Here is an 18,620-nt window from a genome sequence, read left to right as displayed (position 1 = left end):
CCGCGGCGCCGCGTGGGCGTGCGCCCGCCGTGGTGCGGGTGCGCAGCACGGCGGGCGTCGGCAGGGGCGCGAGCGGCGCGATCACCGGGCCGCCCGCGACCGCGAGAACAGGCGTAGGGAGCAACTGCTCCCGACGCACCAGGCTGCGCAGCAGGGTCAGGCCGGCGTCTTCACGGACGTGTGGGTACACGGGACTCCCAGAGGCAGGACTGTGGTGTGCAGGGTGGGACCGCTGCACGAGGATAACGCTTCGTGCAACAACAGCTACACCCAGTTGCCAAATTCACCGCTTCAGTCACATCTGTTACCTCCCGGTGGCAGAATGTGACCATCTCTGTCCTGCTCGGTTGCCGGAGCTCTGGTCGGAGTTGATCCGCGCCCGGCCGGGGCTGATCGGATCCGGGGGGCTTCCCGGGCGCGTCGCGCGAGAATCCCGCGCATACGCGCGAGCAAGGACCGGTCAGAACCGGTCAGTTGGCATGCAGGGCGCTCACTGCGCCAAAAGCGCTCAGCGGCGCCGGTTGCGGTAGATCGCGACCGCCGCCGCGGTACCGCCCGCGGCCGCGCCGAGCCCGGCCGCGGCGGGGATGCCGACCTTGGCCGCCTTGCGGCCGGTGCGGAAGTCCCGGACCCGCCAGCCGTTGCGCCGGGCGTGCCGCCGCAGCTCGGCGTCCGGGTTGATGACGTAGGGGTAGCCGACGAGGGAGAGCATCGGGATGTCGTTGGCGGAGTCGCTGTAGGCGGCGCAGCGCGCGAGGTCCAGATCCTCGCGGGCGGCGAGCGCCTTGACCGCCTCGGCCTTGGCGGGGCCGTGCAGCGGCTCGCCGACCAGCCGGCCGGTGTAGACGCCGTCGATGGTCTCGGCGACCGTGCCGAGCGCCCCGGTCATGCCGAGCCGGGCGGCGATGACGCGCGCCGCCTCCTGCGGCGCGGCGGTGACCAGCCAGACGCGCTGGCCCGCCTCCAGGTGCATCTGCACCAGGGCGCGCGTGCCGGGCCAGATCTTCTCGGCCATGAACTCGTCGAAGACGTCCTCGCAGATCGCCTCGAGGTCCGCCGCGCGGTGGCCCTGCACGATGGACAGGGCGCTCTCCTTGGCGTCGGCCATGTGCCCGGCGTTCTCCGCGCCGTGCAGCCGGAAGTACGCCTGCTGCCAGGCGAAGCGGGCCAGCTCGCGGGTGGAGAAGAACTTGCGCTTGTAGAGGCCCCGGCCCAGGTAGAAGATCGCCGCGCCCTGCATGATCGTGTTGTCGCAGTCGAAGAACGCGCCCGCAGCCGGGTCGACCGAGAGATCCCCGGTCGGTCGCTCCTGCTCCGCGGCTGCCTCCGCGGAGGCTTCGCCCGCGAGCCGCGTGGTGTTCCGCTGCCTGGCCATGCCGCGAGCATAGCCAGATACCGGCCGGAAACTTGTATCCGCAGCGTGGAGGGGGAGTTAACTCATGGCTGCCGGACGGGTCCACAATGTGGCCATGGCTCCACTTCTTCCGCGCCGTAGCGCCAAGCAGCCCGCCGATCACGTGGTGACGCTGATCGGCAAGCCCGACTGCCATCTGTGCGACGACGCCCGCGCGGTCGTGCTCCGGCTCGCGGAGGAGCTCGGCTTCTCGGTGGAGGAGTTGGACATCAACGAGGACAAGGAGCTGTTCCGCACGTACTGGGAGCAGATCCCGGTCACGCTGATCGACGGACGGCAGCACGACTTCTGGAAGGTCGACCCGGTGCGCCTGCGCAAGGCGCTGGGCGCATAACGATTGCGCCTCCAACTATGAGGCCGGGGGAAGATATGTCCGGTTCACCCGGTTGTAAGGATGTAGGCGTCCGCTGTTAGTGCGCTTACCATCGAGGGGTTTTGTGCCGCGGGGGGACGACCGAGAAGGAGCCCCCCGTGCAGCCCCCGTCCACGCCGCCGCCCGCTCGCGGGTTCGCCGTGGTGGACGTCGAGGCGAGCGGGCGCAGCCCCTGGCGGCACCGTGTGGTCGAGGTCGGCGTCGTGCTGCTCGACTACCCGCTGCTGCGCGTCGAGGACGAGTTCACCACCCTGGTCGACCCCGGCGGGCCGGTCGGGCCGACGTCCGTGCACCGCATCGCGCAGGAACAGGTCGCGGGCGCGCCGGTGTTCCGTGAGATCGCCCCCCACCTGGCGGACCTGCTGCGCGGCCGGGTGCTGGTCGGCCACCACGTCGCCTGCGACGTGGGCTTCCTGGTGCGGGAGTTCGCCCGGATCGGGGTCGCCGTGCCGGAGGTGCCGACGCTGTGCACGATGGCGCTCGCCGAGCGCGTCCTCGGCGCGCGGCTCGCCGGCCGTTCACTGCTCGCCTGCACTGCCGCGTTCGGGCTGCCCGGCTTCGACGCGCACACCGCGCTCGGCGACGCCCGCGCCACCGCGCGGGTGCTGCGCCGCGCCCTGTCCACTCCGGCCGGCGGCGTCGAGCCGGTGCGCGCGGCCGTCGAGCAGGCTCAGCGCGCCCTGTGGCCGAAGCTGCGCCGCCGGGCGCAGGCTCTGCACACGCAGAATCGTTCCGCTGTCTCCGGGCTCGAGGCGTACGGCGTACCGTGCGCCGTACCGTACGGCGTATCGGCAGTGTGTCCCGCGGTTCCCGGGGGGCGGGCGTGATGCGCATCACTCCTGGTGGACAAAACGGACACCATCTTTGTGCACGCGTTCACAAAGACATAGCCTGGCGTTCGCAGCCCAGCTTCACCCTCAGGAGCACCGTGGCAACTGGCCGATCCACTCAGCACAACCCCAACCCCGCCGCAGGCACCCGCCGCAGCCGGGGCCGGGGTATTCCCGATGCGACGGTCGCCCGGCTGCCGCTGTACCTCCGCGCGCTCACCGCCCTGTCCGAGCGCTCGGTGCCCACGGTCTCCTCCGAGGAGCTCGCCGCCGCGGCCGGCGTCAACTCCGCCAAGCTGCGCAAGGACTTCTCCTACCTCGGCTCCTACGGGACCCGCGGCGTCGGCTACGACGTCGAGTACCTCGTCTACCAGATCTCCCGCGAGCTGGGCCTGACCCAGGACTGGCCCGTGGTCATCGTCGGCATCGGAAACCTGGGCCACGCCCTCGCCAACTACGGCGGCTTCGCCTCCCGCGGCTTCCGCGTCGCCGCCCTGCTCGACGCCGACCCCGCCATCACCGGGAACGTGGTGGCCGGCCTGCCGGTGCGCCACACCGACGAGATGGAGGAGATCATCCGCTCCGAGCGGGTCTCCATCGGCGTCATCACCACCCCGCCCGGCGCCGCCCAGCAGGTCTGCGACCGCCTCGTCGCCGCCGGCGTCACCAGCATCCTCAACTTCGCCCCGACCGTGCTGAACGTGCCGGACGGCGTCGACGTGCGCAAGGTCGACCTCTCCATCGAGCTGCAGATCCTGGCCTTCCACGAGCAGCGCAAGGCCGGCGACGAGTACCGCGACGATGACGGGCCCACCGAGGCGGACGCCGACGCGGAAGTCCCTTCCGCCCCCGCCGCCGCAGTAGTCTCCACTCCGGAACGCGCCGTGGCGCCCGGACACGGCCACGGGCACGAGCAGGGCCAGGAGTACGAGGAGGCGGCGGGATGAGCCTGCTGGTCGTGGGACTGAGCCACCGCAGCGCGCCGGTCGGTCTGTTGGAGCGCGCCGCGCTGACGGGGCATCAGCCGTCCCGGCTGCTGCACTCCGCCGCCGCGGCGACGCCGGTGGCCGAGGCCGCCCTGCTGAACACCTGCAACCGCATCGAGCTCTACGCCGACGTGGACAAGTTCCACGCCGGGGTCGCCGAGCTGTCCACGCTGCTCGCCGAGCACTCCGGCGTCGCCCTGGACGAGCTCACCGCGCACCTCTACGTGCACTACGAGGACCGCGCCGTGCACCACCTCTTCTCGGTGGCCTGCGGCCTGGACTCGATGGTCGTCGGCGAGGGTCAGATCCTCGGCCAGCTGCGCGACGCGCTGCACCTGGCGCAGGACCAGCACACCGCGGCCCGGGGCCTCAACGAGCTGTTCCAGCAGGCCCTGCGGGTCGGCAAGCGCGCCCACAGCGAGACCGCCATCGACAAGGCCGGGCAGACGCTGGTCACCTTCGGCCTGGAGCAGATCGCCGCCGTCGCCGGGCCCGTCGCCGAACGCCGCGCGCTGGTCGTCGGGGCCGGATCCATGAGCTCGCTCGCCGCCGCCACCCTCGCCCGCGAGGGCGTCGCCGAGCTGGTCATCGCCAACCGCACACAGAAGAAGGCGGAACGCCTCGCCGAGCAGCTCGGCGGCCGGGCCGTCCCCTTCGACGAGGTCGGCGCCGCCCTCGCCGAGGCCGACGTCGTCATCTCCTGTACCGGGGCGGCCGGGATCGTGCTGACCGCCGAGGACCTCGCCCTGGCGGCCGAGAAGCGCAGCGCCTTCGCCGGCCCGCTGTCCGTGCTCGACCTGGCCATGCCGCGCGACGTCGACCCGGCCGCGCACGCCCTCCCCGGCGTCCACCTGGTCGACCTGGAGACTCTCGCGACCGCCGCCCAGCACGCCGACTCCGGCGCCCTCGACGTCGACGCGGTCCGCCGCATCGTGGCCGAGGAGGTCGACGCCTTCGGCGCCGCCCAGCGCGCGGCCGCGATCACCCCGACCGTCGTCGCCCTGCGCGCCATGGCCACCGAGCTGGTCAACGCCGAGCTGGAGCGACTCGACGGGCGCCTCCCCGAGCTGGACACCCGCACCCGCGCGGAGATCCAGCAGACCGTCCGCCGCGTCGTGGACAAGCTGCTCCACCAGCCCACCGTCCGTGTCAAGCAACTGGCCGGGGAGCCCGGCGGGGCCTCCTACGCCGAGGCGCTGCGCGAACTGTTCGACCTCGATCCCATGGCCGTTGAGGCCGTCAGCACCACCAGGATGATCTCATGACGGGTCAGACGAGCATGACTCAGCCCTCCTCCCCACCACCCGCGCTACGGCTCGGCACCCGGCGCAGCGCGCTGGCCATGGCCCAGTCCGGCATGGTCGCCGAAGCCGTCACCGCCGCCACCGGGCGCCGCGTCGAGCTGGTCGAGATCACCACCTACGGCGACACCTCCCGCGAGGCGCTCGCGCAGATCGGCGGCACCGGCGTCTTCGTCTCCGCGCTGCGCGACGCGCTGCTCGCCGGGACGATCGACTTCGCCGTCCACTCCCTCAAGGACCTGCCCACGGCCGCGCCGGAGGGGCTCGTCCTCGCCGCCGTCCCGAAGCGCGAGGACCCGCGGGACGCGATCGTCGCCCGCGACGGGCTGACCCTGAGCGAGCTGCTGGAGAAGGCCGACCCGGCCCACCCGGCCCGGATAGGCACCGGCTCCCCGCGCCGCATGGCGCAGCTCCACGCCTGGGCCCGAGCCGAGGGCCTGGCGATCGAGACGGTCCCGATCCGCGGCAACGTCGACACCCGCATCGGCTACGTCCGCGACGGCCGCCTCGACGGCGTGATCCTCGCCGCCGCCGGTCTGAGCCGTCTCGGCCGCCTCGCCGAGGCCACCGAGGTCATCGACACCGACGTGATGCTCCCGGCCCCCGGCCAGGGCGCCCTCGCCATCGAGTGCGCCGCGGGCGACCCCGTGCTGGTCGCCGCCCTGGCCGCCCTCGACGACGCGCCCACCCGCGCCGCCGTCACCGCCGAGCGCACCCTGCTGGCCGCCCTGGAGGCCGGCTGCTCCGCGCCGGTCGGCGCGCTCGCCACCACACCAGCCACCACCCACGCCGACGAGCTCGAACTGCGGGCCGTCGTCGGCACCGTCGACGGAGACACCGTCGTGCAGTTGTCCGCCACCGGCCACGGCGCCCCCGACGAGCTGGGACGCGGCCTCGCCGCGCGCCTGCTCGCCGCCGGCGCTGCCGGTCTCATGGGGGAGCGAGCCAAGTGAGCCCCACCGCCAGTCCCGACAACCCGCGTCGCGCCGTCGGCCAGGTCACCTTCCTCGGTGCCGGTCCCGGCGACCCCGGCCTGTTGACGCTGCGTGCGGTGGAGGTGCTCGCCTCCGCCGACGTGCTCGTGGCCGACCCGCTCACCGCAGCGGCCGTGCGCGCCCACTGCCCCGCGCACGTCGAGATGCACCAGGCCGCCGACGCCTCCGACGCCTTCGTCCTCGACGAGGGCGGCGTGCTGGGCGGCGACGGCGGCGCCGCGGTCTCTCGCTTCTTCGGCGCGGTCCGCGGCGGCAAGCACGTCGTGCGCACCGTCGACGGCGACCCCGGCCTCGACGGCCGCGCCGCCGAGGAGATGCTGGCCTGCGCCCAGGCGCACGTCCCCTTCCAGGTCGTGCCCGGCATCGCCCAGTCCGTCGGCGTCCCCGCCTACGCCGGCGTCCCGCTGCGCGCGGGCGCGCGCGGTGCGGACGTCCGCTTCGTCGACGCGGCCGGCCTGCTCCCGGAGTCGGTCTGGGCCGACCTCGGCGCCTGCGAGTCGACGCTCGTGGTCCGCACCATACTCGGCTCGATCCCGTCCACGGCCTCGTCCCTGGTGACCAACGGTCGCAAGCCGGAGACGCCGGTCTCGGTCACCCTCGAGGGCACGACGACGCGTCAGCGCACCTGGTGCGGCACGCTCGGCTCGATCGCGGCCGAGCTGAAGGCGGCCAAGGTCCTCCCCTCGCCGGTCTCGGCGCCGGTGGACCCGGCCAGCAACGTCATCGTGGTCGTCGGCGAGCAGGTCGAGCACCGGGCGGAGCTGTCCTGGTTCGAGACCAAGCCGCTCTTCGGCTGGAACGTCCTCGTCCCGCGCACCAAGGACCAGGCCGGCGCGCTCAGCGACCAGCTGCGCGGCTACGGCGCGGTCCCCAGCGAGGTCCCGACCATCGCCGTCGAGCCGCCGCGCACCCCGCAGCAGATGGAACGCGCCATCAAGGGCCTGGTGACCGGCCGTTACGAGTGGATCGCGTTCACCTCGGTCAACGCGGTCAAGGCCGTGCGCGAGAAGTTCGAGGAGTACGGGCTCGACGCCCGTGCCTTCGCGGGCATCAAGGTCGCGGCGGTCGGCGAGACCACGGCCAAGGCGCTGGTCGACTTCGGCGTCAAGCCGGATCTGGTGCCGAGCGGCGAGCAGAGCGCCGCCGGGCTGCTGGAGGACTGGCCGCCCTACGACCCGGTCTTCGACCCGATCGACCGCGTGCTGCTGCCCCGCGCCGACATCGCCACCGAGACGCTGATCGCGGGCCTGGTGGAGCTGGGCTGGGAGGTCGACGACGTCACCGCCTACCGCACCGTCCGCGCGGCGCCGCCGCCGGCGGAGACCCGCGAGGCGATCAAGGGCGGCGGCTTCGACGCGGTGATCTTCACGTCGTCGTCGACCGTGCGGAACCTGGTCGGCATCGCGGGCAAGCCGCACAACGTGACCGTCATCGCCTGCATCGGCCCCGCGACGGCGAAGACGGCCGAGGAGCACGGGCTCCGCGTCGACGTCCTCGCTCCCGCCCCGTCCGTCCACGCTCTCGCCGAGGCCCTCGCCGAGTTCGGCGCGGCGCGCCGGGACGCGGCCCACGAGGCGGGCGAGCCGGTCTACCGCCCCTCGGAGCGACGGCCTGGGTCACGTCGGAAGGCCCGCTAACCTCGTCCGGCTCGTGGAACTGAAGGAGCGCAGTAAATGGGTATCGAGAGTCCGTACATCCGCCCTCGGCGACTTCGTACGACTCCCGCCGTCCGGCGGCTCGTCGCGGAGACCCGGCTCCACCCGGCCGAGCTGATCCTGCCGATGTTCGTGCGGGAGGGGATCAAGGAGCCGGTTCCCGTCGCCTCCATGCCCGGCGTGGTCCAGCACACCCGGGACACCCTGAAGAAGGCCGCCAACGAGGCCGCGGCCGCGGGCGTCGGCGGCATCATGCTGTTCGGCGTCCCGGCCGTGCAGGACGCCGTCGGCTCCGAGGGGACCAACCCCGACGGGATCCTCCAGCAGGCCATCCGCGACGTCGTCGCGGAGGTCGGGGACCAGGTCGTGGTCATGTCCGACCTGTGCCTGGACGAGTACACCGACCACGGCCACTGCGGCGTCCTCGCCGCCGACGGCAGCGTCGACAACGACGCGACCCTGCTGCGCTACGCGGAGATGGCCCGGGTCCAGGCCGACGCCGGCGTCCACATGGTGGGGCCCTCCGGGATGATGGACGGTCAGGTCGCGGTGATCCGCCAGGCGCTGGACGAGGCGGGGCACCAGGACGTGTCGATCCTCGCCTACACCGCGAAGTACGCCTCCGCGTTCTTCGGTCCGTTCCGCGAGGCCGTCGGCTCCTCCCTCAAGGGCGACCGCAAGGCCTACCAGCAGGACCCGGCCAACGCCCGTGAGTCGCTGCGCGAACTGGAGCTGGACGTCGCCGAGGGCGCGGACCTGGTGATGGTCAAGCCCGCGATGGCCTATCTGGACGTGCTGCGCGAGGTCGCCGACCACAGCCCGGTGCCGGTCGCCGCCTACCAGGTGTCCGGCGAGTACGCGATGGTCGAGGCCGCCGCGGCCAACGGCTGGATCGACCGGGACCGGATGATCATGGAGACCCTCACCTCGATCCGCCGCGCGGGCGCCGAGCAGATCCTCACCTACTGGGCCGTCGAGGCCGCCCGCTGGCTGCGCGACAGCTGAGTTTGGGTGAGAGCAGGAAGGGCCCGGGAGTCGAAGACTCCCGGGCCCTTCCTGCTACATCCTGGAGGGTCTGGGTACTGCTCAGCCGATCAGGTGCGAGGCCGCGCCGTCGCCCGTGGACTGGGTCGCCTGGCCGACATTGCAGACCTGGTGCAGCTGCTGGTTGCCGACCGGGACGTCGACCTGGACGGGGACCAGCAGACCGACCTGCACGTGGTGGACCTCGGGCAGGCAGATGTTCGGGTTGTCCAGGAAGTGGAAGTTGGGGCTGTCGTTGCCCCAGGTCCCGGTGACGTTGGTGCCGCCGGCGCCCTGCGTGGAGACGGCGGAGCCGTCCGTGTCGCCGATGGCCGAGGCGGGCGTCGCCGTGGCGGCGATCGCGGCGGCCGCGACACCGGCGTAGGCGAGGGCCTTCTTCAGCATGGGGTGGTTCTCTTTTCTGTCCGACTGGGGTGGGCGGGACCCGCCGATCGGTGACCGATCGGGGAAGGTCAGCCGATCAGGTGGCTCAGCGGGGCGTCGCCGAAGGTCTGCGTGGTCTGGCCGACGTTGCAGATCTGGTGGCCCTGCTGGTTGAGGACCGGGACGTCCGCCTGGATCGGCACGAGGCCGACCTGGACGTGGTGGATCTCGGGCAGGCAGACGTTCGGGTTGTCCGCGGTGTGGAAGTTCGGGCTGCCGTTGCCCCAGGTGCCGGTGACGTCGGTGCCGCCCGCGCCCTGGGTCGAGTACGCGGCGCCGTCGCTGTCGCCGATGGCGAAGGACGGGGCGGCGGTCACGGCGAGCGCGGTGGCGGCGAGGCCGACGGCGGCCAGGGACTTCTTGATCACGGGATTTCTCCTGGTGAGTTGGTTCAGATCGTTCGTTCGGTACTGCGCACTTCGGTACTGCGCACTGCGGGTGCTGCGGGTGCTGCGGAACTGCGCGTGGAACCCGATCAGCCGATCAGGTGCGAGGCCGCGCCGTCGCCCGTGGACTGGGTGGCCTGGCCGACGTTGCAGGTCTGGTGCAGCTGCTGGTTGCCGATCGGCACGTCCGCCTGGATCGGCACGAGGCCGACCTGGACGTGGTGGATCTCGGGCAGGCAGATGTTCGGGTTGTCCAGGAAGTGGAAGTTGGGGCTGTCGTTGCCCCACGTCCCGGTGACGTTGGTGCCGCCCGGGCCCTCCACAGAGCTGGCCATGCCGTCCGCGTTGCCGATGGCCATCGCCGGAGTGACCGTCGCCGCGAAAGCGGCCACCGCCATACCGACACCGGCAAAGGACTTCTTGAGCATTGCTGCGCGCCTTTCTGAACACCTATCAATCCGTCGTGCTGGCACACAAACCAACGAGACCGGGGGCAACGTGGTTGCGACTCCGATCGAGGGAATCCGATGGCGCGCGTGCCTGACCGTCACTCACCCGCAAGGGGGAAATTCGTGAGCGACGGAGGGAATTCCGGGGCAGGTACTGGGCCGTACGGGTGGATTTCTGAAATCTCCACCCCTTCGGCGTTGTTGAATCGCCCTCAACCCTTGCCCCCAACCCATGCCTCGTACCGGAGCGTCAGGAGCTTCACGATGAACAAGTCCCTCCGCGGAACGGCCGTCGCCCTGGCGGCCTGCGCGGCGCCGGTCCTGGCCGCGGTGAGCGCGACCAGCGCCCAGGCGGAACCGCTCTCGCCGCAGCAGCAGGAGGCGCTGGAGCAGAGCGTCGGCCGGATGGAGGTGCCCTTCGCCGTGCCGCTGGGCACGCTGGTGCAGCACGTGACCGGGCAGCACTCGGACAGCGGACTCGCCGGCAGCATGCCGGCCATGCCGCTCAAGCCGCCGGTGCAGGGCCGGGACCAGCACGCGCTGATCCCCGACCCGCTGCTGCCGGCCCTCGACTCGGCGGACCGCACGCCGGAGCTGGGCCTGACCGCCCCGATGCCGGCCGCCGACGGCGCCGTCCACGACGGCGGCGCACGGCTGGCCGTCCCGGCCGCGCCGCTCAAGGCCGTCAGCGCCGCGCTCGGCGTCGGCCACCCGGTCACCTACCAGGGCCGTTCGCTGCCCTACGCGGCGCCGACGACCGACACCCGGCTGCCGCAGCTCGACCTGACCCGGCTGCAGCCCGAGGTCACCCCGCCGCGCGTGCAGAGCGCGCCCGGCGGCCAGCTCTCGCTGGACCAGCGGACCCCGGACGCCAACCTGATCCAGCCCGTCCAGGACGTCGTCGCCAGCGCCGACGGCGCCCTCAACTCCGCGCGCGGCTGACCCGTGATCCCGGGGGCCCTGCGGGGTCCCGAGTCCTGAGCAGCAAGAATCCGCCGGTCCTGCCGAAGGAGGAGTAGGCAGGACCGGCGGAGGTCTGCGTGGCGACGAGGCCGCGCGGTGGGGATCAGCCCGGCAGCAGGCCGGCGACTCCGCCGACCAGGGGCAGGCTGGTCAGCCCGCCGCCGTTGCTCAACCCGGAGGTGACCGGCTGCGTCGAGACGGGCCCGCCCTGGTCGGGCTTGAGGGCGACGCCGTTGTTGAGCGGGTCGGCCGCGGAGTTGGCCAGCGGGTCGAGACGGAAGTCCTTCGCGGGGCGGACCACGTTCGGGACCGCCGCGGTCAGCCCGGTGACGGTGGGGCTGACGGAGAGCGGCTGCAGGGCCGCCTTGGGCTGGGCGCCGGAGGAGGTTCCGGCCGCCCGGGACGAGTCGGCCGCCTGGGCAGGGGAGGCGGCGACGAGGCCGGCCACGGAGAGAAGAAGGGTGCCGAACGCCGCTGCGCGGGCCGTTTTCATGGAGGGTCTCCCGATCCGGTGATGGGCGCACCGCGACCCCCCGCACCGACGAGGCGCGGGGGACGCGGCGGACCCGCCTTGCTGGGTGAGGGTCAGCAGGGCGTCAGCAGGGCGCGTTCTCGCAGGTGTTGCCGAACGCGGGGTTCAGCGCGCCGATCACGTCGATTGAGTTGCCGCACAGGTTGACCGGGATGTGGACCGGCACCTGGATCGCGTTGCCGGACACGGCGCCGGGGGAGTTGGCGGCGACGCCGTTCGCCCCTGCGTCGGCCGAGGCGGCTCCCGCGGCGCCCGTCAGCAGGCCGACGGAGGCGAGGGAGACGGCGCCTGCGGTCGTGAGCTTACGCACGGTGGATCTCCAATCTTGGACGTGCCTTACTTGTTGAGGCAGGCGTTGCCGAACGCCGGGTTCAGCAGGCCGACCACGTCGACCGAGTTGCCGCAGACGTTGACCGGGATGTGGACCGGGACCTGGACCAGGTTGCCGGAGAGGAAGCCCGGGGAGTTGGCGGCGACGCCGTTCGCGGTGGAGTCGGCGGAGGCGATGCCCGCGCCGACGAGGGTGACGGCAGCGGCGGCGGCGCCAAGCGCGGCGGCCTTGATGACCTTGCTCATGATGGGAACCCTTCGGTCTGGGATGTTGCTGGTGTGCGTTTCCGAGCGCCCCTTCGAAAAAGGAGGGGACGCATGACGAAACGAGCGTCGGACCGCGCGGTCACGAGCCGACTCGAACGACCACTCGGACAGCCGATCGCACATCGCTTCGATGGAGGAAGGGCCCGGCCGCTGCTCGCGGCCGGGCCCCACGCTTGCGAGGACGGGAGATCAGCCCTCGTTGGCGCAGTGGTTGCCGAACGCCGGGTTCAGCAGGGCGATCACGTTGACCGTGTTGCCGCACAGGTTGACCGGGACGTGGACCGGGACCTGGACCAGGTTGCCGGACAGGAAGCCCGGCGAGTTGGCCGCGGTGCCCTGAGCGGTGCTGCTGGCGGCTGCGACGCCACCACCGGCGGCGAGCAGGCCGGCCGCGGCGACGGTGACCAGAAGGCCGCGCTTGGTGTTGAGCATGGGAGGTGTCCCCTCTCGTGATTCTCTTGGTACGAAGATCTCGGGATCGGCGGTCAGGCCTCGCTGCTCCGGTGCGTCTCGGGTCTCGATCCGGCCGGGGGCGTTCGCCGTGTTCCGCTCTTGTTCATCCGGACTCTCCAACGACCTTTCGTTCACGAGGACATGGGTCAACTCCAGCTCCACCCGAATGGGCGCATGTTCGGTGGAATCCGTCGTCCGGGTGAATGTCGAAAATGGCCGGTGACGGCTGCGAACCGGCCTCGTTGGGCTCGGTGCCTGCGGTTCGGTGACCGCGGGCCCCGCCCCGGTCGGACCCGGTGGCGTGGTCCAAACGTGCTCCACACGTGCGAGGAATCGAGAGTCATGTCGAACGTTCTGAAGGGCGCCATGGTCGCCTCCGTCGCCGCCGGTGCGGTCGTCGCGGCCGGGGCCGGTGCCGCCTTCGCCAGCTCCCACGCCTGCGGCGACGCCTCGAACTCCCCGGGCGCGGTCAGCGGCAACGAGCTGCAGTTGCCGGTCCACATCCCGGTCAACGTGGTCGGCAACTCCGCCAACGTGGTCGGCCTGCTGAACCCGGCCTTCGGCAACCACGCCGCCAACGTCGGCTGACTGCCAGCGCGCGCGGCGCCAGCCGTCGCATCGTCCGCGGCGTCGTCCGCGGCACACGGATCGGCCCTGCTCCATGCTCGGGAGCAGGGCCGATGCGTATTATCGGGGGTGACGGCGCGTCAGAGCGCGCGGTGCTTCGGGCGGACGGGATCGGTATCAATCGCAGTCCTGGCCGTGGTCGTCGCTCTGGCTCTGGTCGTCGGCCTGGCTCTGGTCGTCACCGCGGTTCTGGTCGGTCGCCGCGTCGCTGTGCTGCCACCAGTGGTGCTGCCACGCCATGTGGTCCGCGCCCATCTCGTGGCCGGCGCCCATCTCGTGGTCCGCGCCCATCTCGTGGCCGGCGCCGACCACGTGTTCGCCGTTGACGCAGAGGTTGCCGCCCGCCGGATTGCCGGCGGCGAGCACGTTGACCGTGTTGCCGCAGATGTTGACCGGGATGTGGACCGGGACCTGGATCAGGTTGCCGGACAGGAAGCCCGGCGAGTTGGTCGCCACCCCGTTCGCGGTGGCGTCGGCGCTCGCCACGCCGCAGGCGCCGAGTACCAGACCGGCCGCGAGGACCCCGGCGGCTGCCAGCCGTGAGGGCTTGCGCATGCTTGCTCCTTGCTGTGGTCGGGGGACGCCGGGCCGATGTTCGCACCTCGGTCGCCCTTCGTGTGCACAGCTTCACTCTGCGCTCCCCCCGCCGCCGCCCCCGGTCGGCACGACGCCAAGTCGCCCGTCCGGACGTGTGCCCCCGGTGGTCGCCGGTGGTCGCCGGTACCGGCACCCCGGGCGCGGGGGCGCCGTGGGCGGGTGGCGATAATGCTGCTATGCGTCCCCGTTCCCGCGCCGCGATCGCGCTTCCCGCCCTGGCCCTGTCCGCCGCGCTCGCCCTGTCCGGCTGCGCCAGCGGCGGCGTCCAGCGGGAGCTTCCCGGCACGGCGCAGTCCTCGGCGTCGGTCGGCGCGGACGGCACCGACTACTCGGTGCAGGGCCGCAACGTCGACCTGAGGATCGACAAGGCTGCCGTGCACCTCGGGGCGACGGGCGGCGCGCAGCTGGAGATGGGCGTGACCAACTCCGGCCCGGTCACCGAGCACCTCGCGCTGGCCGCGGTCCAGGGCAAGGTGGCCACGCTGGACGGCGCCGCCGACAACGCGAAGTCGGTCGCCGGCGTGCTGATCGGCTCGGGCTCGACCGCCTCCTTCGGCGCGGCGAACGGCCCGAAGGTGGTGCTGACGAACGGCGCCGCCCTGAAGCCGGGCGGCACCGTTCCGGTGATGCTGCAGTTCGGCATCGCGGGGATGGTCAGGATCGACGTTCCCGTCCTCGCGAACTGAGCAGCCTCGCGAACTGAGCAGCCCCGCTACGCCAGGGTGAAGTCGTCCGCGTAGACGTTCCCCTGCGCGTACCACCCGTGCACGAAGACGGTGACCGCGCCGCTGCTGCCGGTGGTGAAGTGCACCGTCAGCTGGTTCCAGCTGCCGTTGGAGGACCAGGTGCTGGCGCTGGCGCCGCCGCTCACGCCGATGTACGCGTAGGAGCCCTGGACCCAGCCGGTCAGCGTGTAGCTGTGGTTCGGCTGGAGGGTGACCGACTGGTCGCACTCGCCCGTCGCGGACGAGCTCGGCACGACGGCCAGCGCGTGGCTGCCGCTGTGGACCGGGGTCGACACGACGCCGCCGCCGCTCTGGCAGGTCCAGGGGCTGAGGCTGCCGCTCTCGAAACCGCCGTTGACCAGGCTGCCGCTGCCGCCGCCCCCGCCGGTGCCGGTGACGGTCAGCGAGTAGGCGGCACTGTGGCTGCCGGAGGCGGCGGTGCCGGTGACCGTGATCGGGTAGGTCCCGGCGGCGACGGAGGAGCCGACGGTCGCGGTGAGCGTGCTGGACCCGCCCGCGGTGACCGACGCCGGGCTGAAGGAGACGCTGACGCCCGACGGCGCGCCGCTCGCGCTCAGGCTGACGCTCTGCGCGCTGCCGGAGGTGACGGCGGTGGAGACGGTGGCCGTCGCCGACGCGCCCTGCGCGACCGAGGCGGAGGAGGGGTTGAGGCTCAGCGAGAAGTCGTTCTGGGTCTGCCCGCCGCCGCTGGTGAACGGCTCCATGGCGTGGCTGAAGTCCCAGGTGTTCTGGCTGATGCCGGAGCAGGTGTCGGACCCGCCCGTGCCGGGGCAGCCGCCGTTGTCGCGCTCCAGCGCCCAGAAGGACAGCTCGGCCAGGCCCTTGCCGGCGGCCCAGCTCTCGACGTTCGACGCGTCGGCGACGGTGGTGGTCTCGGCGGCGCCGTAGTCGTCGATGCCCGGCATCATGGTGATGCCGATCATGTTCCACAGCTGCGCGGCGCTCTTGGACGGGTACAGCTGCGCGAGCTGGCCTTCGAGTCCGGTGGCCGCGTGCTCGGCGTCGGTGCCCATCTCGTGCGTGGCGCCGTCGTAGTAGTCGAAGGTCATGATGTTGACCACGTCGACGCGGGCGTTGTTCTGGACGGCGTTCTGCAGCACCGCGAGACCGCTCGCGGCCAGACCGCTGGTGGTGGTCGGCAGGGTGTAGGAGAACTGGACGGTGCGTCCGGTGCTCGCGGCCCAGGACTCCACCTGCGCGATCGCCTTGTTGCGGCGGTCGATGCCGGCGCTGTTGGTCAGCGAGTTGTCCTCGGTGTCGAGGTCGATCCTGGTGACGCCGTAGGTGGTGATCACGCTCTCGTACACCTGGGCGATGGAGTTGACATTGGTGCAGCTGTCGGCGATCTCGGTGCCGGTGTCGTCGGCGGTGTAGCCGCCGAAGGAGGGGACGACGTCCCCGCCGGCTGCCTGGATCGAGGCGATCTGGCTGCCGAAGGTCGAGGAGCTGATCGGCTGGCTGGTGTCGCCGTCCCAGTAGGCGGTGCACGAGCCTTTGGTGGCGGCCTGGATGAAGGCCATGCTCAGGTACTTGGCGCCGGACTGGGACGAGAGCGTCGCGGGGTTGTCCCCGCTGTACGCCTCGAAGTAGGGCGAGAAGACGTGGGCGGGGACGGGCGTGTTGGCCGCGTGCGCGGTGGGGGCGGCGACGGCGGCCAGGCCGGCGCCGAGCAGCGCGGCGGTGAGTAGGGCGCGGACTGATCTCATGCAGGACTCCCGTGGGGTGGAGTGGTGCAGTGACGTGTCTGAGCCCTGCCAATGATTGGTCTGGACCATATAACTGTCAAGAGTCCTAACAATTAACGGGCTTGACCCTGACACAGTGAGAGGCCCGTCACTGGAGAGGTCATGTTCACCATCGGAGACTTCGCCCGCCTGGGGCAGGTGTCGATCCGCATGCTGAGGCACTACGACGCCCTCGGCCTGCTGCGACCTGCCCGCGTCGACCCGTTCACCGGCTACCGGTACTACGAGGCGGCCCAGCTGTCGCGCCTCAACCGCGTCATCGCACTCAAGGACCTCGGCTTCAGCCTGCAGCAGGTCGGCGAGGTCCTGGACGCGAGGATCGGTCCGGAGGAACTGCGCGGCATGCTGCGGCTGCGGCAGGCCGAGCTGGCCGAGGCCGTCGCCGCCGCGACCGCGCGGCTCGCCCAGGTCGAGACGAGGCTCCGCACCATCGAAAGCGAGGGGCACATGCCCGCCTCCGAAGTCGTCCTGAAGTCCCTCCCCGCCGCCCGGCTGGCCGTCGCCACCGGCGTCGCCGAGAGCTTCGACCCCCGCCACGTCACCCCCGTCATCGGTCCGCTCTACGCCGCGCTGCACCAGAAGCTGAGCGCGGCGGGCGTGCCGGTCACCGGCCCGGACATCGCCTGGTACCAGCAGGACGGCGACGGCGCGCTCGGCGACGGGATCGTCGTCCACGCCGGCGTCTCCGTCTCCGCCGCCCCCGGCGAGATCCCCGGCGTCGACGTCGTCGACCTCCCCGCGGTCGAGCGGGCGGCGACGATCGTCCACCACGGCTCCATGGACGGCGTCCTCACCTCGGTGCAGACCCTCGCGCGCTGGATCGAGTCGGCCGGCCACCAGGCGGACCGCCTCGGCCGGGAGCTCTACCTCCAGTCCTGCGGCCCGCAGGAGGAGTGGGTGACCGAGATCCAGTGGCCGCTCAAGTAGCGCGCACGGCGAGGTGGCGCGCGCGGTGAGGTGGCGCGCGCGGTGAGGTGGCACGCGCGGTGAGGGCGGCGGTCAGCGCGACAGCGTCCGGTGGTACGGGCCGACGAACTCCCGGTGCCACCACGCGCCCGTGCTGCGCCGCTCCGCCCGGGTGGTGAACCGGTAGCGGTACAGCGTCGCCCGGACGAAGGCCGGAGGCGCGTCGGGGAACGGATTCCCGTCGCGCCTCAGCAGCCGCAGCGTCGCCCGGTCCCCGGCCAGCAGTTTGCGCAGCAGCGGCGTCAGCCATCCGCGCGCATAGCCGGGGTTGAGCGCGGCGAACCACATCAGCCAGTCCAGGCGCAGGTGGTACGGCGCGAACTGGCGCGGGCGGCGCCCGACCGGGCCGGGCTTGCCCCGGAAGCCGTAGGCCAGCCAGGTCCGTCCGTCCGCGCTGCCCTCCAGCTCCACCTCGTGCCGCAGCCGGGTCACACTGCCGAACGCGCCGTAGGTGTTGACCAGGTGCAGGCTGTCGAACGAGGCGTTCATCAGCTGCCGCGACGAGAGCAGATTCCGCGCCGGGCGGTAGCTGAGCGCCAGCACCAGCGCCGCGTACGCGAGCACCAGCACCTGGAACCAGAGCGGCGTCGCGGGGTACCCGTGCCGGGCCGGGCCGCTGACCGCGCTCAGCGCCAGCGTGATCGTCAGCCAGTTCAGCCATGCGAAGTTGCCCGACAGGACCAGCCACAGCTGCGTCACCACGACCAGCCCCGCCGCCACCGTCGCCCCGGGCTGCGGCAGGAACAGCGCGACGGGCGCGCCCAGCTGCACGACATGGTTGGCGCCCGCCTCGACACGGTGGAGCGGGCGCGGCAGCCGGTGGAACCACCAGCTGAACGGGCCCGGCATCGGCTGCGTCTCGTGGTGGTAGTACAGGCAGGTCAGCTCGCGCCAGCAGCGGTCGCCGCGCAGCTTGATCAGCCCCGCGCCGACCTCGACCCGGAACAGGATCCAGCGGATCAGCACCAGCGTCGTGACCGGCGGCGCGACGTGGTCGTTGCCGAGGAAGACCGCCAGCGCGCCCGTCTCCAGCAGCAGCGACTCCCAGCCGAAGGAGTACCAGGTCTGCCCGACGTTGACGATCGACAGGTACAGCGCCCACAGCAACGCCCACAGCGCCATCGCCGCCCCCAGCGGCACGGCGTCCGCCGCGCCCGCGGCCACGGCCGCCGCCAACGCGCAGCCCGTCCAGGCGACGGCCGCGAAGAGGCGGTCGGAGTAGCGCCAGTGGAACAGCGACGGGGCCTCCCGGAACGTCCGGTAGGCCAGGAACCGGGGGATCGGCGTCAGCCCGTGCGCACCCAGCAGCGCCCGGCCCTGCCGCGCGGCGGCGAGGAAGCCCACCAGGTACACGGCCGCCAGCGCCCGCTGGAACAGCAGCCTGCCCAGCCAGGCGTTGCCCAGCCAGCCACCGGACGCGTCCAACCACCGCATGGCTTCACCATGCACCACATCCGCGCCGTCCTCACCCGCGCCCCGCCCGGCGACGGACCCGCGGTGACGGCTGCTCGCTGGGCTTTCCCTGATGCGAAGTCACG

At 72.2% G+C, this 18,620-nt stretch carries 22 protein-coding genes and 1 pseudogene; 11 read left to right on the top strand and 12 right to left on the bottom strand.

Annotation, left to right across the window (positions count from 1 at the left end; all coding sequences use genetic code 11):
- Positions 1–190 (bottom strand): hypothetical protein (locus tag TR50_RS45980; protein ID WP_152648708.1); only part of this gene is annotated, 190 nt, incomplete at its 3' end.
- 318 nt (positions 191–508) lie between these two features.
- Positions 509–1,375 carry an HAD family hydrolase gene (locus TR50_RS29550; protein WP_042428899.1) on the bottom strand — a complete coding sequence of 289 codons (867 nt, stop codon included), beginning with the start codon at positions 1,373–1,375 and terminating at the stop codon, positions 509–511.
- Between the two features lie 94 nt (positions 1,376–1,469).
- Between TR50_RS29550 and TR50_RS29545 the strand changes: the two genes are divergently transcribed.
- From TR50_RS29545 to hemB, 7 genes are all read left to right on the top strand, one after another.
- The gene (locus TR50_RS29545) at positions 1,470–1,748 is read left to right on the top strand and encodes a glutaredoxin family protein (RefSeq protein WP_042428953.1); all 279 of its coding nucleotides are present in this window, start codon (positions 1,470–1,472) and stop codon (positions 1,746–1,748) included.
- Positions 1,749–1,885: 137 nt separating this feature from the next.
- Positions 1,886–2,614, top strand: a complete 729-nt coding sequence (locus tag TR50_RS29540) for a 3'-5' exonuclease (RefSeq protein WP_236654635.1) — start codon at positions 1,886–1,888, stop codon at positions 2,612–2,614.
- Positions 2,615–2,715: 101 nt separating this feature from the next.
- Positions 2,716–3,564, top strand: a complete 849-nt coding sequence (locus TR50_RS29535; protein WP_042428895.1) for a redox-sensing transcriptional repressor Rex — start codon at positions 2,716–2,718, stop codon at positions 3,562–3,564.
- Positions 3,561–4,868, top strand: coding sequence for a glutamyl-tRNA reductase (locus TR50_RS29530; RefSeq protein ID WP_042428892.1), 1,308 nt, complete (start codon positions 3,561–3,563; stop codon positions 4,866–4,868). Before TR50_RS29535 ends, TR50_RS29530 begins: the two co-directional genes overlap by 4 nt.
- A gap of 14 nt (positions 4,869–4,882) precedes the next feature.
- Complete coding sequence (hemC, locus tag TR50_RS29525) at positions 4,883–5,857, top strand: hydroxymethylbilane synthase (RefSeq protein WP_042428947.1); 975 nt, start codon at positions 4,883–4,885, stop codon at positions 5,855–5,857.
- On the top strand, positions 5,854–7,536 hold the full coding sequence (locus tag TR50_RS29520; RefSeq protein ID WP_042428887.1) for a bifunctional uroporphyrinogen-III C-methyltransferase/uroporphyrinogen-III synthase: 1,683 nt from the start codon (positions 5,854–5,856) through the stop codon (positions 7,534–7,536). Before hemC ends, TR50_RS29520 begins: the two co-directional genes overlap by 4 nt.
- A gap of 36 nt (positions 7,537–7,572) precedes the next feature.
- Complete coding sequence (gene hemB / locus TR50_RS29515) at positions 7,573–8,559, top strand: porphobilinogen synthase (RefSeq protein ID WP_042428884.1); 987 nt, start codon at positions 7,573–7,575, stop codon at positions 8,557–8,559.
- A gap of 81 nt (positions 8,560–8,640) precedes the next feature.
- On the opposite strand, the gene TR50_RS29510 is transcribed toward hemB, so the two are convergent.
- From TR50_RS29510 to TR50_RS29500, 3 genes are all read right to left on the bottom strand, one after another.
- Positions 8,641–8,982 carry a hypothetical protein gene (locus tag TR50_RS29510; protein ID WP_042374464.1) on the bottom strand — a complete coding sequence of 114 codons (342 nt, stop codon included), beginning with the start codon at positions 8,980–8,982 and terminating at the stop codon, positions 8,641–8,643.
- Positions 8,983–9,050: 68 nt separating this feature from the next.
- Entirely contained in the window at positions 9,051–9,389 is a 339-nt protein-coding gene (locus TR50_RS29505; protein ID WP_042428877.1) for a hypothetical protein, read from the bottom strand.
- A 107-nt stretch (positions 9,390–9,496) separates the two neighbouring features.
- Positions 9,497–9,835, bottom strand: a complete 339-nt coding sequence (locus tag TR50_RS29500) for a hypothetical protein (RefSeq protein WP_042428873.1) — start codon at positions 9,833–9,835, stop codon at positions 9,497–9,499.
- 285 nt (positions 9,836–10,120) lie between these two features.
- On the opposite strand from TR50_RS29500, the gene TR50_RS29495 reads away from it, so the two are divergent.
- Positions 10,121–10,798, top strand: coding sequence for a hypothetical protein (locus TR50_RS29495; RefSeq protein WP_042428870.1), 678 nt, complete (start codon positions 10,121–10,123; stop codon positions 10,796–10,798).
- A 124-nt stretch (positions 10,799–10,922) separates the two neighbouring features.
- Here the strand turns inward: TR50_RS29495 and TR50_RS29490 are convergent, their stop codons facing one another.
- From TR50_RS29490 to TR50_RS29475, 4 genes and pseudogenes are all read right to left on the bottom strand, one after another.
- Positions 10,923–11,312 (bottom strand): hypothetical protein, encoded by a 390-nt coding sequence (locus tag TR50_RS29490; protein ID WP_042428866.1) that lies wholly within the window; start codon positions 11,310–11,312, stop codon positions 10,923–10,925.
- A 103-nt stretch (positions 11,313–11,415) separates the two neighbouring features.
- Positions 11,416–11,661, bottom strand: coding sequence for a chaplin (locus tag TR50_RS29485; RefSeq protein WP_042428863.1), 246 nt, complete (start codon positions 11,659–11,661; stop codon positions 11,416–11,418).
- A gap of 26 nt (positions 11,662–11,687) precedes the next feature.
- Entirely contained in the window at positions 11,688–11,927 is a 240-nt protein-coding gene (locus TR50_RS29480) for a chaplin (protein ID WP_042428861.1), read from the bottom strand.
- 213 nt (positions 11,928–12,140) lie between these two features.
- Positions 12,141–12,380: pseudogene (locus TR50_RS29475) on the bottom strand (chaplin); the annotation flags it as partial.
- 363 nt (positions 12,381–12,743) lie between these two features.
- Between TR50_RS29475 and TR50_RS29470 the strand changes: the two are divergent.
- Positions 12,744–12,989, top strand: a complete 246-nt coding sequence (locus TR50_RS29470) for a chaplin (RefSeq protein ID WP_042428857.1) — start codon at positions 12,744–12,746, stop codon at positions 12,987–12,989.
- 156 nt (positions 12,990–13,145) lie between these two features.
- Here TR50_RS29470 and TR50_RS50425 read toward each other — a convergent pair whose 3' ends face one another.
- A complete protein-coding gene (locus TR50_RS50425) occupies positions 13,146–13,583 on the bottom strand; it encodes a chaplin (protein WP_063775167.1) in 438 nt (145 codons plus the stop codon).
- 218 nt (positions 13,584–13,801) lie between these two features.
- On the opposite strand from TR50_RS50425, the gene TR50_RS29460 reads away from it, so the two are divergent.
- Positions 13,802–14,311, top strand: coding sequence for a hypothetical protein (locus TR50_RS29460; protein ID WP_042428856.1), 510 nt, complete (start codon positions 13,802–13,804; stop codon positions 14,309–14,311).
- A gap of 26 nt (positions 14,312–14,337) precedes the next feature.
- On the opposite strand, the gene TR50_RS29455 is transcribed toward TR50_RS29460, so the two are convergent.
- Positions 14,338–16,077 carry a carbohydrate binding domain-containing protein gene (locus TR50_RS29455; protein WP_042428855.1) on the bottom strand — a complete coding sequence of 580 codons (1,740 nt, stop codon included), beginning with the start codon at positions 16,075–16,077 and terminating at the stop codon, positions 14,338–14,340.
- 141 nt (positions 16,078–16,218) lie between these two features.
- Here TR50_RS29455 and TR50_RS29450 point away from each other — a divergent pair, with 141 nt between their 5' ends.
- Complete coding sequence (locus tag TR50_RS29450; RefSeq protein ID WP_042428853.1) at positions 16,219–17,043, top strand: MerR family transcriptional regulator; 825 nt, start codon at positions 16,219–16,221, stop codon at positions 17,041–17,043.
- A gap of 72 nt (positions 17,044–17,115) precedes the next feature.
- On the opposite strand, the gene TR50_RS29445 is transcribed toward TR50_RS29450, so the two are convergent.
- Entirely contained in the window at positions 17,116–18,516 is a 1,401-nt protein-coding gene (locus TR50_RS29445) for a lipase maturation factor family protein (protein WP_042428849.1), read from the bottom strand.
- Positions 18,517–18,620 lie beyond the last annotated feature (104 nt).

Origin of the sequence: Streptacidiphilus anmyonensis (genome assembly GCF_000787855.1) — a bacterium.
Classification (GTDB): domain Bacteria; phylum Actinomycetota; class Actinomycetes; order Streptomycetales; family Streptomycetaceae; genus Streptacidiphilus; species Streptacidiphilus anmyonensis.
The sequence above is the reverse complement of the archived record's forward strand: the minus strand, read 5'-3'. Positions and strand labels throughout refer to the sequence as shown.

What these genes read in the sequence shown, in the direction of transcription:
- TR50_RS50425 (WP_063775167.1), bottom strand. Translation starts at nt 13,583, where the DNA reads ATGCGCAAGCCCTCACGGCTGGCAGCCGCCGGGGTCCTCGCGGCCGGT.
- TR50_RS29460 (WP_042428856.1), top strand. Translation starts at nt 13,802, where the DNA reads ATGCGTCCCCGTTCCCGCGCCGCGATCGCGCTTCCCGCCCTGGCCCTG.
- hemB (WP_042428884.1), top strand. Translation starts at nt 7,573, where the DNA reads ATGGGTATCGAGAGTCCGTACATCCGCCCTCGGCGACTTCGTACGACT.
- TR50_RS29530 (WP_042428892.1), top strand. Translation starts at nt 3,561, where the DNA reads ATGAGCCTGCTGGTCGTGGGACTGAGCCACCGCAGCGCGCCGGTCGGT.
- TR50_RS29450 (WP_042428853.1), top strand. Translation starts at nt 16,219, where the DNA reads ATGTTCACCATCGGAGACTTCGCCCGCCTGGGGCAGGTGTCGATCCGC.
- TR50_RS29455 (WP_042428855.1), bottom strand. Translation starts at nt 16,077, where the DNA reads ATGAGATCAGTCCGCGCCCTACTCACCGCCGCGCTGCTCGGCGCCGGC.
- TR50_RS29510 (WP_042374464.1), bottom strand. Translation starts at nt 8,982, where the DNA reads ATGCTGAAGAAGGCCCTCGCCTACGCCGGTGTCGCGGCCGCCGCGATC.
- TR50_RS29470 (WP_042428857.1), top strand. Translation starts at nt 12,744, where the DNA reads ATGTCGAACGTTCTGAAGGGCGCCATGGTCGCCTCCGTCGCCGCCGGT.
- TR50_RS29495 (WP_042428870.1), top strand. Translation starts at nt 10,121, where the DNA reads ATGAACAAGTCCCTCCGCGGAACGGCCGTCGCCCTGGCGGCCTGCGCG.
- hemC (WP_042428947.1), top strand. Translation starts at nt 4,883, where the DNA reads ATGACTCAGCCCTCCTCCCCACCACCCGCGCTACGGCTCGGCACCCGG.
- TR50_RS29545 (WP_042428953.1), top strand. Translation starts at nt 1,470, where the DNA reads ATGGCTCCACTTCTTCCGCGCCGTAGCGCCAAGCAGCCCGCCGATCAC.
- TR50_RS29550 (WP_042428899.1), bottom strand. Translation starts at nt 1,375, where the DNA reads ATGGCCAGGCAGCGGAACACCACGCGGCTCGCGGGCGAAGCCTCCGCG.
- TR50_RS29480 (WP_042428861.1), bottom strand. Translation starts at nt 11,927, where the DNA reads ATGAGCAAGGTCATCAAGGCCGCCGCGCTTGGCGCCGCCGCCGCTGCC.
- TR50_RS29445 (WP_042428849.1), bottom strand. Translation starts at nt 18,516, where the DNA reads ATGCGGTGGTTGGACGCGTCCGGTGGCTGGCTGGGCAACGCCTGGCTG.
- TR50_RS29500 (WP_042428873.1), bottom strand. Translation starts at nt 9,835, where the DNA reads ATGCTCAAGAAGTCCTTTGCCGGTGTCGGTATGGCGGTGGCCGCTTTC.
- TR50_RS29490 (WP_042428866.1), bottom strand. Translation starts at nt 11,312, where the DNA reads ATGAAAACGGCCCGCGCAGCGGCGTTCGGCACCCTTCTTCTCTCCGTG.